Annotated in this window: 10 protein-coding genes and 1 CRISPR repeat array; of the genes, 7 read left to right on the forward strand and 3 right to left on the reverse strand. The window is 45.6% G+C overall.

Features of this window, described 5'->3' with window-relative positions; all coding sequences use genetic code 11:
- From cas3f to cas6f, 5 genes are all read left to right on the forward strand, one after another.
- Window positions 1-3,399, forward strand: a complete 3,399-nt coding sequence (gene cas3f, locus FXV75_RS03950) for a type I-F CRISPR-associated helicase Cas3f (protein ID WP_148831278.1) — start codon at window positions 1-3, stop codon at window positions 3,397-3,399.
- A gap of 370 nt (window positions 3,400-3,769) precedes the next feature.
- On the forward strand, window positions 3,770-5,062 hold the full coding sequence (gene csy1 / locus FXV75_RS03955; RefSeq protein WP_222863084.1) for a type I-F CRISPR-associated protein Csy1: 1,293 nt from the start codon (window positions 3,770-3,772) through the stop codon (window positions 5,060-5,062).
- Window positions 5,059-6,024: a type I-F CRISPR-associated protein Csy2 gene (gene csy2, locus FXV75_RS03960; RefSeq protein WP_148831280.1), complete on the forward strand. Its 966-nt coding sequence runs from the start codon at window positions 5,059-5,061 to the stop codon at window positions 6,022-6,024. Before csy1 ends, csy2 begins: the two co-directional genes overlap by 4 nt.
- 30 nt (window positions 6,025-6,054) lie before the next feature.
- On the forward strand, window positions 6,055-7,095 hold the full coding sequence (csy3, locus tag FXV75_RS03965; protein ID WP_148831281.1) for a type I-F CRISPR-associated protein Csy3: 1,041 nt from the start codon (window positions 6,055-6,057) through the stop codon (window positions 7,093-7,095).
- Between the two features lie 10 nt (window positions 7,096-7,105).
- Entirely contained in the window at window positions 7,106-7,705 is a 600-nt protein-coding gene (gene cas6f, locus FXV75_RS03970) for a type I-F CRISPR-associated endoribonuclease Cas6/Csy4 (RefSeq protein ID WP_148831282.1), read from the forward strand.
- Window positions 7,706-7,835: 130 nt separating this feature from the next.
- Window positions 7,836-10,984: direct repeats of the CRISPR family, unit length 28 nt; unit sequence CTTCACCGCCGAACAGGCGGCTTAGAAA.
- A 129-nt stretch (window positions 10,985-11,113) separates the two neighbouring features.
- Here cas6f and FXV75_RS03975 read toward each other — a convergent pair.
- Both FXV75_RS03975 and FXV75_RS03980 read right to left on the reverse strand, forming a co-directional pair.
- A complete protein-coding gene (locus tag FXV75_RS03975) occupies window positions 11,114-12,112 on the reverse strand; it encodes an IS110 family transposase (protein WP_148831283.1) in 999 nt (332 codons plus the stop codon).
- Window positions 12,113-12,373: 261 nt separating this feature from the next.
- Window positions 12,374-13,072: a pirin family protein gene (locus tag FXV75_RS03980; RefSeq protein ID WP_148831284.1), complete on the reverse strand. Its 699-nt coding sequence runs from the start codon at window positions 13,070-13,072 to the stop codon at window positions 12,374-12,376.
- Between the two features lie 125 nt (window positions 13,073-13,197).
- On the opposite strand from FXV75_RS03980, the gene FXV75_RS03985 reads away from it, so the two are divergent.
- Window positions 13,198-14,100 (forward strand): LysR substrate-binding domain-containing protein, encoded by a 903-nt coding sequence (locus FXV75_RS03985; protein WP_148831285.1) that lies wholly within the window; start codon window positions 13,198-13,200, stop codon window positions 14,098-14,100.
- A gap of 59 nt (window positions 14,101-14,159) precedes the next feature.
- Window positions 14,160-15,104, forward strand: coding sequence for an AEC family transporter (locus FXV75_RS03990; protein ID WP_148831286.1), 945 nt, complete (start codon window positions 14,160-14,162; stop codon window positions 15,102-15,104).
- A gap of 42 nt (window positions 15,105-15,146) precedes the next feature.
- Here the strand turns inward: FXV75_RS03990 and galU are convergent, their stop codons facing one another.
- Window positions 15,147-15,986, reverse strand: a complete 840-nt coding sequence (gene galU, locus FXV75_RS03995; RefSeq protein ID WP_148831287.1) for a UTP--glucose-1-phosphate uridylyltransferase GalU — start codon at window positions 15,984-15,986, stop codon at window positions 15,147-15,149.
- Between the last annotated feature and the right edge of the window lie 9 nt (window positions 15,987-15,995).

The raw sequence follows: 15,995 nt of genomic DNA on the forward strand, positions 1-15,995 counted from the left end.
ATGATGGTGACCTTTGTTTCTCAGTGCGAGAAAAACTCGCTCAAAAAAACACGGCGTGTTCTTGATGCCTTTGCCAACCGAATTGGCGACAACACCTGGCAAACTCTTATTACTGAAGATGGGCTTTTAACCGTCAAAAAAATGCTACGTAAAACCGCCAGCAAAAACACCGCCGTAAGCTGCCACTGGATACGCTCACGGTCGAGAAGTCAGTTTTTATGGGTAGTGGGGAATAAAACGAAATTTAATGAACAGGGTGTAGTGCCAGTGAATAGTACACGAAGAGATTTGCTAAAAAGTGAAATGGAAAACGATTGGCATTATTTGCCATTAATTAAAGCATTAGCAAGTTTAGCCGCGCTCCTACATGACTGGGGTAAAGCGACTAAACTGTTTCAAGAAAAGCTATCGCCGAACAGTAAAAATAAGTTCAAAGGTGATCCCATTCGACACGAATGGATCTCGCTTTTATTACTGCGTGCATTTGTTCAAACAACCAATAGCGCAACAGATGACGAATGGTTGGAAAAGCTTTACCAAGGAAATATCGACGAAGAACAACTAAAGATACTCGTTCAAAATTCGGCTTTAACGCCGTTAGCAAACTTGCCGCCGATAGCCCAGCTGATTGCATGGTTAATTGTTTCTCATCACCGCTTGCCTTCTTTATTTAAAGATCAATCTGGTATTTACAAAAGCGAGCAAGCGCAATCTATGAATATCATGTTGCGGCGCATCACCAAAGAGTGGGGTTATGAAAATCGTCAAAACGAAGCAGAATACCAAAAACGTTTAAAAAGCTGTTTTAGCTTCCCCAATGGATTGTTAAGCAACTCAAATCAGTGGCTGAAAAACGTCAAGCGTTGGTCTAAACATCTTATCGAAAATAAAGCTTATGCCCTGAAAAGTATCGAGAATGGCAGCTATCGTCTGGTATTGAATCACGCTCGTTTGTGCTTAATGTTGGGGGATCATTATTACTCTTCTCAAGACGCCGCTAAAGGGTGGGAAGACACCACAGGACTGTTTGCCAATACAGATAAAAACACCCAAGAATTGAAGCAAAAGCTAGATGAGCACTTAGTGGGTGTTGCCCAGCATTCAGCCAGAATTGCTCACTTGCTCCCTGCTTTTGAAAACGAGCCACCTTTTGCCGAAGACATCCAAACGTTACGAAAAGCAAGCCCGAAAGCGTTTCAATGGCAAGATAAGGCCGTTAATAAAATCACCGAATATTATCGAAGCATTGAACCCAATAAACTCAAGCAAGGTTTTTTTGCCGTTAATATGGCCAGCACGGGTTGTGGCAAAACCTTTGCTAACGCCAAAGTTATGCGGGCATTGTCCAAGGATCAGAAAAGTTTACGTTTTGTATTAGCGTTGGGGCTTCGTACCTTGACCTTGCAAACAGGACGAGAATATCGAGACAGAGTGGGCTTAGACAACAGCGAATTGGCCGTACTGATCGGCTCTCGTGCCGTGATGGAGTTAGATCAGCGTAATGTGGCGTTACAAATAAAAGAGTCTAATGAAAGTTCTGGTTCAGAGTCACAAGAGTCACTATTAAACGAAGATGTTGACTTTGATTGCGCCATTCCAGAGCACGCCTTAACGACGGTGTTAACCAAGCAGCGAGACAAGCAGTTTCTGTATGCTCCAGTGCTTGCTTGTACGATAGATCATCTCATGTCGGCCACAGAGACTAAGCGGGGCGGTCGTTACATATTACCGACTTTGCGGCTGATGTCTTCAGATCTTGTGATCGACGAAATTGACGACTTCACCGGAGACGACTTAATCGCCATCGGTCGGTTGATCCACCTAGCTGGCATGTTAGGGCGTAAAGTGATGATTTCTTCCGCCACGATTCCACCTCACATGGCAGAAGGTTACTTTAAAGCCTATCGGGATGGCTGGCGTTTATACTGTCAAACTCGCGATGCTAGCCCTATTATTGGCTGTGCTTGGATCGATGAATTTGCTACCGAAGTACAGAGTAACAGTGCAGAGAATCTTGAAAGTGCCATTTTGTCTTATAGAGACAATCATGCGGGCTTCATTCAGAAGCGGGTGGAAAAATTAGGCAAGCAACCCGCAAAACGTAAAGCGGACATTGCTTCTTGCCAAAGTATTATTGAGCAACATAAGACCCAAAGGCAACAGGATGTCGATGTTGTTGAGAGTAAGCAAGGTGCGTATTTTAGTGTGATTTTTCAACAAGCATGCTTAAAGCATGAAGCGCACTATTTTGAAGATCCAGTAACTCAGTTAAGAGTCTCTTTTGGTGTAGTACGTATGGCGAACATCTCGCCGTGTGTTGCCCTGACCAAGTATCTACTTACCAAGGCATTACCTAGTCATATCGAAGTGCGTGTTATGGCGTATCACAGTCAACAAGTTATGTTGTTGCGCTCTGAGCAAGAACGTCATTTGGACGAAGTGCTCAAACGCAAAGAGAAATCGGGCGAATTACCAAACGCACTAAAAAATTCAATTATTAGACAACATGTAAAGCGTATTCAGCAAAATCAACCAGACGTGCGCAATGTGCTCTTTATCTTAGTCGCTACGCCGGTTGAAGAAGTAGGGCGAGACCATGATTTTGATTGGGCCGTCATAGAACCTTCCTCTTACCGTGCCATTATTCAGCTCGCAGGGCGTGTGAGACGGCATCGAGAGGATAAAGTAGAGAGCACTAACATTGCGCTCATGCAATACAACTGGAAGGGCATTCGTGATACACAGCGAGAAGATTCAATTGTATTTAATCGACCTGGATTTGAAGAAAATAGCCTTTGCCTAGCACACCATAACCTAGATGATCTGCTCGATGTGGAGCAAATTGGCAAACGTCTGGATGCGATACCAAGAATTCAATTATCCGATCATTTAACCGCTAAATACATGCGTAACGTATCAGAAACCAACAGATTATCAGAACTCGAACACATCGCCACATGGCGCTGGTTAGCAAATTATAAAACGACAGGCAGCGATGCGCAGATTGGCCCTCACACTCTTCAAGGTTGGTTGAATCAGCATTGGTTTTTAACGGCTTTACCACAAATACTGACACCCTTTCGTCAAAGCCAAGCCAGTCTAAATACATATTTGGTATTTAGTGAACCACACCAAGCGAGCTTCTTCTGTGAAAAAGATGATGACGGCCATGTGATTAATCGAGAAGCTATACTCAATATTCGGCGGGAATCTCTAGACGATTTCGCTATGGCAAAGCTGTGGTTAACACGTGACTTTGATCAAAGTTGTATCACGTTGGCCTCAGAAAAAGACCTAAGCCAAAAAGTCGTTTCTATTCGCTATGGTGAATTGAATTTTCCTCATAATGAAAAGAAACAGTACGTTTATAACGATCAATTAGGGCTAGTAAAGCTATAAAAAAAGCCAGGGAGTTATAGCCCCTGGCTCAATAAACTGCGTGTACGGCAGTGTAATTACATTGGTACATTTTCTAAGCTGCTCGATTAGCAGAGCTGGATTGTAATGAGTTAACAATTAAAAGTCATCAACGACCAATTTTAAAAATTTCATTGCTACATGGTTGATTTATTTATTATTGAATGTATGATGTGTGAAAAGTAACCAATAAAAACTTTATTGCATTGCTAGTAAAACACCTTTTGAGAAAGGAATAGTCAGATTAGTGACTTGGTGAAAACAGAGAAGTGATTTTTATTTCAGAAAAAGGTCTTCAATTGCAGCGTATAGCAGCTAAAAAAGTTGTGTAAATGGGAAAAGGGAGAAAATAATGGATCAAAGTATCTCGGCTTTCTTTGAAGAAAGAAAAGCGGCTTGGTTAAAGAAAAACCTAAGTGCATCTATGTCAGAACTGGAAGTCACCGAAAAAGAGCAAGAATGTGAGAGCGTGTTTGCGCTAAAAAACTGGTTGCCGAATGCAGCAAAAAGAGCAGGGCAAATGTCTATCTCGACTCATCCCAGTAAGTTTAGTCATCCAAGTACTGGAGTAGGTGAGAAGAATAAGAAGAATTATACGTTTGTGACTCCTATAATTTTTTATGGGCGAAAGAAGAGTGATGGTTTTTTGCGAACAGGCAATGTTGCCGTAGCGGCGGATGCACTGGGTAATGCCGCCGCCCTTGACGTGTACAAATTCCTGACCCTGATTACGGACGATGGACAAAGCGTATTGCAACACTTGGAACAAGACTCTGAATTAGCGCAAGTCTTACTCACCTTCCCGAATGCCGATGAAGAACACAGTTATCAGACAGTAAAACAAGGCTTTTTAGCCATGTCGGCAAACGATGATGAGGTGATTACCAACTCCAAAATTAAACAAGTGTATTTTCCTATTGCCAAGCAACATGGCGAAACAACCTATCATCAACTATCGCTACTCACGGCATCGGGGATTATTTTCGAACTGCGTCAACGCCTCGACAAGATGCGCTTTGGCGAAGAAATAAAACGTGCCCGAGACAAGAGAAAATCCAATGAATACCACAACGGTTTCCGTGAAATATACGATTTAACCACTATCGGATATGGCGGTACCAAGCCACGAAATATCAGCGTATTGAATAACCAAAATGGGGGCAAAGCCCACCTTTTAATGAGCGTACCACCCGCGTTAAAAAACCGCGATACGCACTTCCCTAAAGTCGATTTTTTCCAACAAAGCGTGCATTACTTCCAATGCAGAGCGTTATTTCATCAGCTGCATACGCTCTATAAACGAGACGATAATAACATGCACATTCGGGCAGATAGAGACGAGCTATACCAGCAGATCATTGATCATCTTATTGAAAAAATGTGGCAGGTACGAGCCGTTGCCTCAGAGCAATACATAGACAGCGCCAGTCAATTATCCAAAGCGCAGACAACATGGCTATGCCCACAAGGTGAAACCTTAAGAGAAATGTCAGACGATTGGCTAGATGAAATTATTCAATCGATCACCACTTTTGTATTTTATGGTTACGAAAAAGTATTAGGTAAAAAAGCCATCAAGTTAGGTCTTGCAGAGCGTAAGCATATGGAAAAAATAGCGGAAGAAAACAAGGGGGCACTGCGATGAGTGGTGAAATTAAGAAACTATTAATTATCCCGCACTTGCGTGTTCATAACGCCAATGCCTTATCTAGCCCATTTACCATTGGTTTTCCTGCCATGACAGCATGGCTTGGGGCGGTTCATGCATTACAGCGAAAGCTCAATGCTAAAAACATTCCCGCTGACTTTATAGCGACAGGTGTTGTTTGCCATGATCTTAATTTGCAAACCCATAAAGGGAGCAATGACTTTGTTCATTCTATCGTTGGTACTGGGAACCCACTGGATAAAACAGGCGCAAGATCGTCTTTCATCGAAGAAGCTCGCTGCCACCTTGATGTTAGCTTGGTGATTCAGTTCGACAAAATCACCCTAGATGAGCAAGAAGGCTTACTTTTTTCTGTCACACAGTTACTTAATTCCCACATGAAAATCGCAGGCGGTGATATACAAGGTTTCAAAGCACCGTTTTGCCTTGTCTGTGAAGAAGGCAAAGAGGACGACATGAACAAAGTAAAGCGCGCCTTAATGCCAGGGTATGTTTTGATCGAACGACGAGAACTCATGGTGGACGCCATGGAAAGCGGCGCTGATGCCATTGAAGCACTCATTGATTATCTAGCGATTCACCATACTTGTGATCGACTTATCGACGAAGAAGAAAATGAAACCATAGAATGGCGTAGACATCGAAAGCTTGTTAACGATAAACCCGCTGGCTGGCTCGTTCCCATCGCCACAGGGTTCCATGCTATCAGTGACGTTGGGGAGGCAAAAAATCAACGAGACCCAGACGTGCCACATCGCTTCGCAGAAAGTATAGTGACATTAGGTGAGTTCAAAATGCCCCATCGGCTCAAAAGAATAGAAGACATGTTATGGCGTTACCACACAGAGGGTGATGTATACCTTTGTCATCAAGCGTCTCATGCGCACTTAGCATCGGCCACAACGGTTACCGATGAAGACGACGAATCAGAATTCTGATTAATTAAACCACTAAAAAGGATATTTATTATGGCTAAAAATGACACAGCTTCCGTATTGGCATTTGAGAAAAAATTGGTACTAAGCGATGGCTATATGTATGGCACAACGTGGGCGGATCGCAGCAAAATCTCGCCTCTAGCATTAAAAGAAAAATCCGTACGTGGCACCATTTCAAATCGTTTTAAAAACACTGATAAGGTCGCTTTTGCAAAAGACCCAGCTAAGTTGGATGCGAAGGTTGAAAGTGCCAACTTACAACGAGTCGACGCTTGTTCGCTCGACCTAAATCAAGACACCTTGAATTTACAATTTACTGTCAAAGTACTCGGTGGCATTTCCAAACCATCGGCTTGTAACAACGCAAATTTTAAGAAAAGTTACAGTGAAGCGGCTAAGGCTTATGTAGAAAAGCACGGATTCACCGAGTTGGCTCATCGTTATGCTACCAACATTGCCAATGCGCGTTTCTTATGGCGTAACCGCGTTGGTGCAGAAAAAATTGAAGTGCATGTAACCGCGAAAAATAGCGCTGTCAAAGAGTCATGGACATTTGATGCTACCCAGATTAGTACGCGCCACTTTGACACCCAAGATGCCAAAATTGACCAGCTTACTCACGTTATTGCCAAAGCTTTGGCCAGCGAAGATGACTTTATTCTACTAGACATTAGCTGCTTTACATTAATGGGGCGTGCTCAAGAGGTGTATCCAAGTGAAGAGCTTGTCTTAGACAAGGGTAATGATAAAAACAAAAAGAGCAAAATTCTTTATCACGTGAATGATGTCGCCGCAATGCACTCACAAAAACTGGGTAATGCTTTGCGAACCATCGACACCTGGTACCCAGATTATAGTGATCCAGAGTTGTCTGTTGGCCCTATCGCTGTTGAACCTTACGGCGCCGTTACCAACCTTGGTAAAGCCTTCCGCACACCAAAAGACAAACAAGATTTTTATACCTTCTTTGATGGCTGGGCACGTGGAGAAACCTTAACTCGAGTTGAAGACGAACATTATGTTATAGCGACGTTAGTTCGTGGTGGTGTCTTCGGAGAGAGTGATAAATAAGGAGAAGGTTATGAAGCACTATATAGACATAACCTTATTACCGAGTGAAGATATTGGCGTTCACTTTTTGTGGTCAAAGCTCATGATGCAAGTCCACCTTGCTCTTGTAGAATCTCAAGATGACAACCAGCAAGTGCCTGTCGCAGTGAGTTTTCCTAAATACCAAGCTAAGTCACAAGACAAAGTCGGTTTTATTGGAAATAAACTAAGACTGTTTGCAAATGATAAAAGCGATTTAGAACACTTGAATCTTGGAAAATGGTTAAATCGTCTTGATGACTACGTGCATATAAAAAACATAGCAGACGTTCCGAATGAGGTACTTGGCTATGAATCGTTTAATCGCCGGCGTAAATCGGGTTCGCCGGATAAACACATAAAGCGACGTATGAAGCGTCATGATGAAACAGTAGAGCAAGCAACCGCATTTTTTAAAGGGTACAGCATGGCTAAAGAAGATAAAGCGTTGCCCTTTATTCGAATGAAAAGCTTACATAGTGATAATGAGTTCTGCATGAGCATTACCCGAAAAGAGACTGTACCGTCGAGTAATAGCGTTAAATTCAATACGTATGGATTAAGTGCAAAAGGTGCTTTACCTAAGTTTTAATGAATAAAAATAGCCCTTTAAAAATATCCATGTAAAACAATGAGTTGCAATGTGTGAAAATTATATAGGTAAAATAATCAAATTTTATCTAACTGCATGTTGTAACTCATTTTTTTGTCATTAAAATACTCTTCACCGCCGAACAGGCGGCTTAGAAAATTGCGGGTTGAATTTAAACCTTTCAAGGAAGCTTCACCGCCGAACAGGCGGCTTAGAAAAGTACGTCCCCCCGACAACGCCAACACCTCCACTTCACCGCCGAACAGGCGGCTTAGAAAATCAACCGTGATAGCAAAAGAACCATCCGAAACTTCACCGCCGAACAGGCGGCTTAGAAAAAAACATTGATCACTGTCGAGCGGTGGCACTGCTTCACCGCCGAACAGGCGGCTTAGAAAATAGCAATGTGTTTGCCTAGCATGGCAGTGGACTTCACCGCCGAACAGGCGGCTTAGAAAAAACTAACTTTACCAGCACCTTTGCACAGCCACTTCACCGCCGAACAGGCGGCTTAGAAATAATTTAGTCGCCACCTCTGCCACGTCCTCACCTTCACCGCCGAACAGGCGGCTTAGAAATTAGAGCGGCCATCTTGAATCAACCGTTCAATCTTCACCGCCGAACAGGCGGCTTAGAAAAGTAATAAAACTATCATCAATATAAGCAATCTCTTCACCGCCGAACAGGCGGCTTAGAAAAGTTAGCACCACGCTTACCACGCTTACCACGCCTTCACCGCCGAACAGGCGGCTTAGAAAATGTTTAGTACTCCAGCACAAAGTGCCCTGTTCTTCACCGCCGAACAGGCGGCTTAGAAATTGGTGAACGTTTGCTTTTTTGGTGGAACGTACTTCACCGCCGAACAGGCGGCTTAGAAAAAGTAGCAACATTGGCCGAGCGATTAACAGCTCTTCACCGCCGAACAGGCGGCTTAGAAAAGAAGATCAACCAACCTACACCCTAGACGATGCTTCACCGCCGAACAGGCGGCTTAGAAAGTGACGTGTTGATCTCACAGTTATCAGAGGCACTTCACCGCCGAACAGGCGGCTTAGAAAAGTGAGCATGATGGTCGTCACCACATTAAGCACTTCACCGCCGAACAGGCGGCTTAGAAAACGCGTCGGATTTTAGGCGGTAGGTCCCGTGCCTTCACCGCCGAACAGGCGGCTTAGAAATTCAACGGCTAGGGGTATTTCTGCGCACCATTCTTCACCGCCGAACAGGCGGCTTAGAAATGAACTAGATGCTATTGTAAAACTCGTACTGTCTTCACCGCCGAACAGGCGGCTTAGAAATTGCTCATCCTTGTACAGCTTGGTACACACTCCTTCACCGCCGAACAGGCGGCTTAGAAATAATCAAAGAAACAGACAGTGATCAAATAAAACTTCACCGCCGAACAGGCGGCTTAGAAAATTCGCGGTAGCAGCCCAGTGGTTACACTCCTCTTCACCGCCGAACAGGCGGCTTAGAAATACAGCATTAACCGTTATACCATGAGTGTGATCTTCACCGCCGAACAGGCGGCTTAGAAAATCAGCAGTAGCAGCCCATTGGTTACACTCCGCTTCACCGCCGAACAGGCGGCTTAGAAACCAAGAGTCTCACTTCTCAATTGCTCTAAAATCTTCACCGCCGAACAGGCGGCTTAGAAAGATAGGTGTGTATTATGAAACTCTTTGTATACCTTCACCGCCGAACAGGCGGCTTAGAAAGCTTTGCAAATCACTAAAAAGGTGTTGTTATGCTTCACCGCCGAACAGGCGGCTTAGAAATGCAACGCTATTCAGCGCCGAGAAGTGCGACGCTTCACCGCCGAACAGGCGGCTTAGAAAATTGTTCGTAAAGCGCTCTTTGCTCATCCAAGCTTCACCGCCGAACAGGCGGCTTAGAAACATTGGGCCAGCGCGGTTCCGTTGGTTGGAAACTTCACCGCCGAACAGGCGGCTTAGAAAGATTGCGCGCCATAGCTGCCATTTTCGTGAATCTTCACCGCCGAACAGGCGGCTTAGAAAAGGTAGGTAGACCAGGTAGGTTGATCGGGTAGCTTAACCGCCGAACAGGCGGCTTAGAAAGTCTAACGTTGAACTGGCATTAGCAGCAAATCCTTCACCGCCGAACAGGCGGCTTAGAAAGTATACTGGTTTGATCGCAGTATCGCTGACAGCTTCACCGCCGAACAGGCGGCTTAGAAAGTTCAGCGAGTCACGTATATAATCACGAAAAACTTCACCGCCGAACAGGCGGCTTAGAAACACCACATAAAATTGTTTCTAAATCACGTTACCTTCACCGCCGAACAGGCGGCTTAGAAATTGACTGCTGAAACCCGAAAATTGCACACTAACTTCACCGCCGAACAGGCGGCTTAGAAAACATCGGAAGAGCCAGAGTCACTATTGGTGTCCTTCACCGCCGAACAGGCGGCTTAGAAATCCATTCGATGTAGATGAAGATGTGTTCGAAGCTTCACCGCCGAACAGGCGGCTTAGAAAGTCTAGGCCCTTTGGCCCATAGCTGTAGGCGACTTCACCGCCGAACAGGCGGCTTAGAAAACTTATGTGATGCTGACTTGCTCAGTGCTGACCTTCACCGCCGAACAGGCGGCTTAGAAAGTGACACCCAAGCAAAACCAAAATCGCAAGAACTTCACCGCCGAACAGGCGGCTTAGAAAAATATGAGAGTGCCCTACGTAACGTCACTTACCTTCACCGCCGAACAGGCGGCTTAGAAATATAAAGCCGCACTTCGCACCGCCAACCTTGACTTCACCGCCGAACAGGCGGCTTAGAAAGTGGTGGCAACTGGAACAACGCGTCCAATGCTCTTCACCGCCGAACAGGCGGCTTAGAAATACTCAAAAGATGCGGCGGGCAACCAGTCTGTCTTCACCGCCGAACAGGCGGCTTAGAAATTACACCGCTGTAATTGGGTTAACTTGCTGGACTTCACCGCCGAACAGGCGGCTTAGAAATTTTGGGAAAACGGGCGTTGTTCTATACCCAACTTCACCGCCGAACAGGCGGCTTAGAAAATGTTGATGCACCTCGTCACATTAGCGCAGATCTTCACCGCCGAACAGGCGGCTTAGAAACGTCGTCAAGATTGAACATTTTGGTGTATACCGCTTCACCGCCGAACAGGCGGCTTAGAAATGTTTCAGAGCTTTAAACTCTGCGCTTATTTCCTTCACCGCCGAACAGGCAGCTTAGAAAAAGTAGGTGCGCCGAGATCAGCGAACGCTTGACTTCACCGCCGAACAGGCGGCTTAGAAATTTTTAACCCCATCGAATTCGATGTATTTAACGTTTTTTCGAGCTGCCACGGTTTTGTGAAGGATTTTTTGTCGGGCTGAAGCCGTGACTACAAAACATTTAAAGATTAATCTTTTGCAGATACTCTGTTTAAGCGCAAGCTTTTTTATGTTCCTCGCTGAATAATTTTGATGAATCAAAAGGCGTGTTTGATTTAAAACACGCCCAGACTCCAGTCAGCATTTTGCGCATTACGGCACACATAGCTTGGATCTTTTTCTTACCTCGCGCGATTAACGCTTGGTAAAACGCCTTTGCGTTTGGGTCATGACGAACAGCTGACATCGCTGGCATAAATAGCGCACAGCGTAGATAAGTGTTACCCGCTTTACTCAGCCTGCCTGGACGGTTGAGGCTGCTACCAGATTGGTTAAGCCGTACATCTAAACCAGCGTATCGACTAACCTGATTGGCCTTAAGTGTTTCTGGTAAAATAATCAGCTCTCCTAGCATGGCAATAGCCGAGACTTCTCCAATGCCCTTAGCCGCTAGAATATTATTAAATTGCTGCACTATTTCAGCATCGCTTTTAATCATTTCTAGAGCAGCCGTACGCAAACGCTGAATACGATTTTCTAAAGATGCAATACCCTCTTGCTCATCAAGAATAACTACGCAAGACGTTCCTTCATAAGATGTCATGGCATGTAAGCGGTTTTTTGCTTTAGTACAGTCACCTGTTAAACGATTGATTTGTCTTGATATATCTCGTAATTTTAGTTTGTCTTTATGAGGAGGTGTCCACTTTTCAGGTGTCATGCGTTGTGCATATTCCGCCAGCAAGGCAGCGTCAATACTATCTGTTTTACTGTGCGCTAACTTCATCTGAGCAAAGTGATTAAAGCTCTTGGGATTAATCACACTAATAGATATTTTGGCATCATGAAGGGCAACGGCTAAATCTAAATAATAGATCCCTGTGGCCTCCATTACGATCAATTTCGGATGATGCTTTTGTAAGAATTCGATCAGTGTTGCTCTACCGCCAGGTGTTTGTTGAAACGTTTTTACGGAACTATTTTTATCATTCTGACGTACGACAAGATCAACGGTTTTTGCCGCGATATCAATACCTACAAATGTACTCATGGTTTGCGTACTCGTTAATTTAGTTAGATAATAATTACCGGTCCCTGACCTCGTACTTTTTACCACTCAACCTTGTAATACGAAGTCACCTTTGGGTGCTTCTTGATACTCTTCGAGATGAGTAAATGAGGCGGGGGCCACTCTACAAACGAGGTCAGTAAACTGCCTCAAGGTCGGCACGGCCTCCCGATAATAACTAAAGAATACACCTCAATAGCCATTAAGATCATCATACAAGGTCGGCATTTATATTTTTGGTGATTACACTAAGTCAAACAGTAGAGCTTTGACGTTTTGCTTGCTGATTCTTTCAAAGTTAATTTCTGATGTTTTTTCGATTTTTGCGCCGTCGCCAGGTTTAACGGTGATGCCATCGCCTAGGGACAGTTCGCCTTCGATTACATGGACGTAGTAATGGCGTTTGCTGTCGGCTTGCCATGTGGCTTGTTGCTGATCTTCTAGGATCAGTTGGATGAGTTGCATGTTTTGTTTAACGTGCAGTGTGCCATCTTTTCCATCAGGGGTGATGATGGTGGTGAAGCCTTGTGCTTGGCTAAATTCTTTCTGTTGGTAGCCCGGTTCTCCGCCCAGTGTATTTGGTTGAATCCAAATTTGTAGGAATTTCAGCATGTCTTTTTTAGAGGCATTGAATTCACTGTGGTAAACGCCTTTGCCTGCGGACATGAGTTGGTATTCTCCTGCGGGCAGTTCTTTTACGTTGCCTGCGCTGTCTTTATGGGCGATGGTGCCTTCTAATACTAGGCTGAGTATTTCCATGTCTCTGTGGCCATGAGTTTCGAAACCTGCGCCGGGTGTGACGGTGTCATCATTGATGACGCGCAGGTCTGAGAAGCCCATTTGCTGTGGGTCGTAGTAGCTGCCAAATGAAAAAGTATGATGGCTGTTTAACCAACCAAAGTTTGCGTGTCCACGGTCTTGGGCATTTCGTAGTGTAATCATAGTCTGTCTCCTTAATGGGCTGTCGCCCTGTTTGACGGTATGAGCCAAGTGTAGTAGTTGCCAAAAAGAAAGAAAATCGAAAGGTTTTGAGCTAGTATTTCAAAAAAATTGAACAAAGGTGTGGTATGTCTTGTGCGGTCACGTTAGAAGCCTTGCGAGTGTTGGAGGCGATTCATCAGTTGGGCAGTTTTTCAGCGGCGGCGCAGGCGTTGTTTAAGGTGCCATCGGCGTTGACTTATACGGTGAAGAAGCTGGAAGACGATTTGGGTGTGGCGTTGTTTGATCGTTCTCGGCAAAAAGCCGTGTTAACGCCTGCAGGGCATTTGGTGTTAGAGCAGGGGCGGGCGATTTTAGACGCGGCCATGCGCTTGGAGGATTCGGTTAAACAGCTTGAGTCTGGCTGGGAGCCGAAGTTAAGAATAGCGCGGGATACAGTATTATTAGAGTCGCCTTTGATGTCTGTTGTTGGGGATTTTTTAGCGCAAAATCGACCAGTGGAATTGACCTTGTCGGAAGAAGCGGTTGGTGGTGGCTGGGATGCGTTGCAGGATAATCGGGTCGATTTGGTTATTGGTGTAACGGGCGAGCTGCCAAAGGGAAATGTGCATATTCGGGCGATTGGTGAGATAGAGTTTGTGTTCGCAGTGGCGCCGACGCATCCGTTGGCGCTAACGCAAGGGGGGATTACAACGGCGCAATTACGCCAGTATCCTTCTATTGTGGTGGCTGACAGTTCAAAAATTTTGCCCGCGCGCAGCAGTGGTGTTTTTGAGAGCCGCCAAGTGCTTAGGGTTGATACGATGCGCAGTAAAATCCAAGCGCAATGTCTGGGTTTGGGTGTGGGGTATTTGCCCAAGCATCGTATTGTTGATGAGTTAGGTTCTGGGCGTTTGGTGTTGCGTCAGTGTGAATTGCCACGGCCGAATCAGAGGGCGTATTTGGCATGGCGTAAGGATGATCCTGGCAAAGGTTTGTCGTGGTTTGTAGCGCAATTGGCCGCGCAAGATTGGCAGCTTGTTTCAATTTAACCGTTTTATTTAAGGTGAAAGGCTTTTTTTAAGGCTAGACGCTGTTTTAAGGGGTATGTGTGTTTTCTCTTTCTCTTTCTGTGTTGCCGGTTTTTTTGCTGTTGATGGTGGGAGCCGTGTGTCAGCGTTGGCGTTTTCCGATGGAGGGTTTTTGGTCTGGGGTCGATACCTTGTCATATTGGGTGTTGTTTCCGGCGTTGTTGTTTAGCAAAACGTCTCAGATCGATTTCAGTAGCCCCATGTTGCCTAAGTACGCGTTTATTTTGTTGTTTGCTTTGTTGGTGACGGCGGTGTTTGTGTTTGTCAGTACGTGGCTGATGGGGGTGGTGGCGCCGACGGCGTCGTCTATGTTACAGGCGGGTGTGCGTTTTAATACCTTTGTGATGTTGGCATTGGCGGGCAGTTTGTACGGTAACGAGGGCTTGGTGTTGGCGGCGTTGGGCGCCTCGGTGTTGATTCCGTCTATTAATGTGTTTTTGGTGGTGTCGATGACGCTGATGCACGGGCCGTCTTCGGCGAGCGCTTCGTCTGCTTCGTTACCGCGTTTGTTAAGTGGTGCCTTGATTCGCAATCCTCTGATTGTGTCGATTGTGCTGGGCAGCAGTTTGAATTTATTAGGGCTAACGCCGATTATTTTAGTCTCTGATGTGCTGAGTATGTTGTCTCAGGCGGCCTTGCCTTTGGTGCTGTTGGCCGTTGGTGCGAGTGTGCGTTTTGAGACGGTTCGATCTGTTGGCATGAGTTTTGTGATGTCATCGTTGGCGCGTTTTGTGGTGTTTCCTTTGGTGATTGGCTTGATGTGCTGGTGGCTGGATGTGCGAGGTTTGCCGGCGTTGGTGGCGGTTTTATTTGGGGTGGTGCCAACGGCGACATCAGCGTATGCGTTGGCACGTCAGTTAGGCGGCGATGCAAAAAAAATGTCGGCGTACATTACGATGCAAACCTTGTTGTCGGTAGTGACTTTGCCGGTGAGTGTGTGGTTGAGTCAGGTGTATTTGGGGTGAGTTGAGGTGATATTGCGCACCTTTATGGTGCGCAATGGAAGGTTAAGCGTCAGTCGGGTCTTTGTAGATGTTTTGGTAGCAATAGTTGGTGGCTTCGACGAAGCCGTCCACACTGCCACAGTCAAAGCGTTTGCCTTTGAATTTGTACGCGAGAACACAGCCTTCGGTGGCTTGTTGCAAGATGGCGTCGGTGATTTGTACTTCACCGTTGCGGCCCGGTGGCGTGTTGCGGATTTTGTCAAAGATGTCAGGCGTTAGGATGTAGCGACCAATGATAGCCAAGTTAGAAGGCGCTTCTTCTTTTGTGGGTTTTTCCACCATGTCGGTGACGCGGTATAAGCCTTCCATCATGGATTCGCCTTTGATTACGCCGTATTTGTGTACTTCGTCTTCCGGCACTTCTTGTATGGCGACTATGGTGCAGCGGAACTGATTATAGAGTTTGACCATTTGTGCCATCACGCCATCTTCGTCTTCCCCAAAGCAGAGGTCATCGGCTAATACTACGCCAAAGGCTTCGTCGCCGATGAGCGGTTCGCCAGATAAAATGGCGTGGCCAAGCCCTAACATGTTGTTTTGGCGAGTATAAGAGAAGTTGACGTTGTCGATAAGGTGACGTATGCCATCGAGGTATTTTTCTTTGCTGGTGCCGGAAATTTGATGCTCTAACTCGTAGCTGATGTCGAAGTGGTCGGCGATGGCGCGTTTACCGCGACCTGTCACGAAGGTGACGTTGTCTAGGCCAGCATTGACGGCTTCTTCAACGCCGTATTGCACTAAAGGCTTGTTGACGATGGGCAGCATTTCTTTGGGCATGGATTTAGTGGCCGGTAAAAATCGGGTGCCATAGCCTGCAACAGGGAAGAGACATTTGCGAATCATAAATTTTCC

Origin of the sequence: Marinomonas sp. IMCC 4694 (assembly GCF_008122525.1) — a bacterium.
In the GTDB taxonomy this organism is placed as follows: Bacteria; Pseudomonadota; Gammaproteobacteria; order Pseudomonadales; family Marinomonadaceae; genus Marinomonas.

Excerpts from the sequence above, each read along its gene's own strand:
- galU (WP_148831287.1), bottom strand. The coding sequence starts at position 15,986 with ATGATTCGCAAATGTCTCTTCCCTGTTGCAGGCTATGGCACCCGATTT.
- csy3 (WP_148831281.1), top strand. The coding sequence starts at position 6,055 with ATGGCTAAAAATGACACAGCTTCCGTATTGGCATTTGAGAAAAAATTG.
- FXV75_RS03985 (WP_148831285.1), top strand. The coding sequence starts at position 13,198 with ATGTCTTGTGCGGTCACGTTAGAAGCCTTGCGAGTGTTGGAGGCGATT.
- cas6f (WP_148831282.1), top strand. The coding sequence starts at position 7,106 with ATGAAGCACTATATAGACATAACCTTATTACCGAGTGAAGATATTGGC.
- FXV75_RS03980 (WP_148831284.1), bottom strand. The coding sequence starts at position 13,072 with ATGATTACACTACGAAATGCCCAAGACCGTGGACACGCAAACTTTGGT.
- FXV75_RS03975 (WP_148831283.1), bottom strand. The coding sequence starts at position 12,112 with ATGAGTACATTTGTAGGTATTGATATCGCGGCAAAAACCGTTGATCTT.
- cas3f (WP_148831278.1), top strand. The coding sequence starts at position 1 with ATGATGGTGACCTTTGTTTCTCAGTGCGAGAAAAACTCGCTCAAAAAA.
- csy2 (WP_148831280.1), top strand. The coding sequence starts at position 5,059 with ATGAGTGGTGAAATTAAGAAACTATTAATTATCCCGCACTTGCGTGTT.
- csy1 (WP_222863084.1), top strand. The coding sequence starts at position 3,770 with ATGGATCAAAGTATCTCGGCTTTCTTTGAAGAAAGAAAAGCGGCTTGG.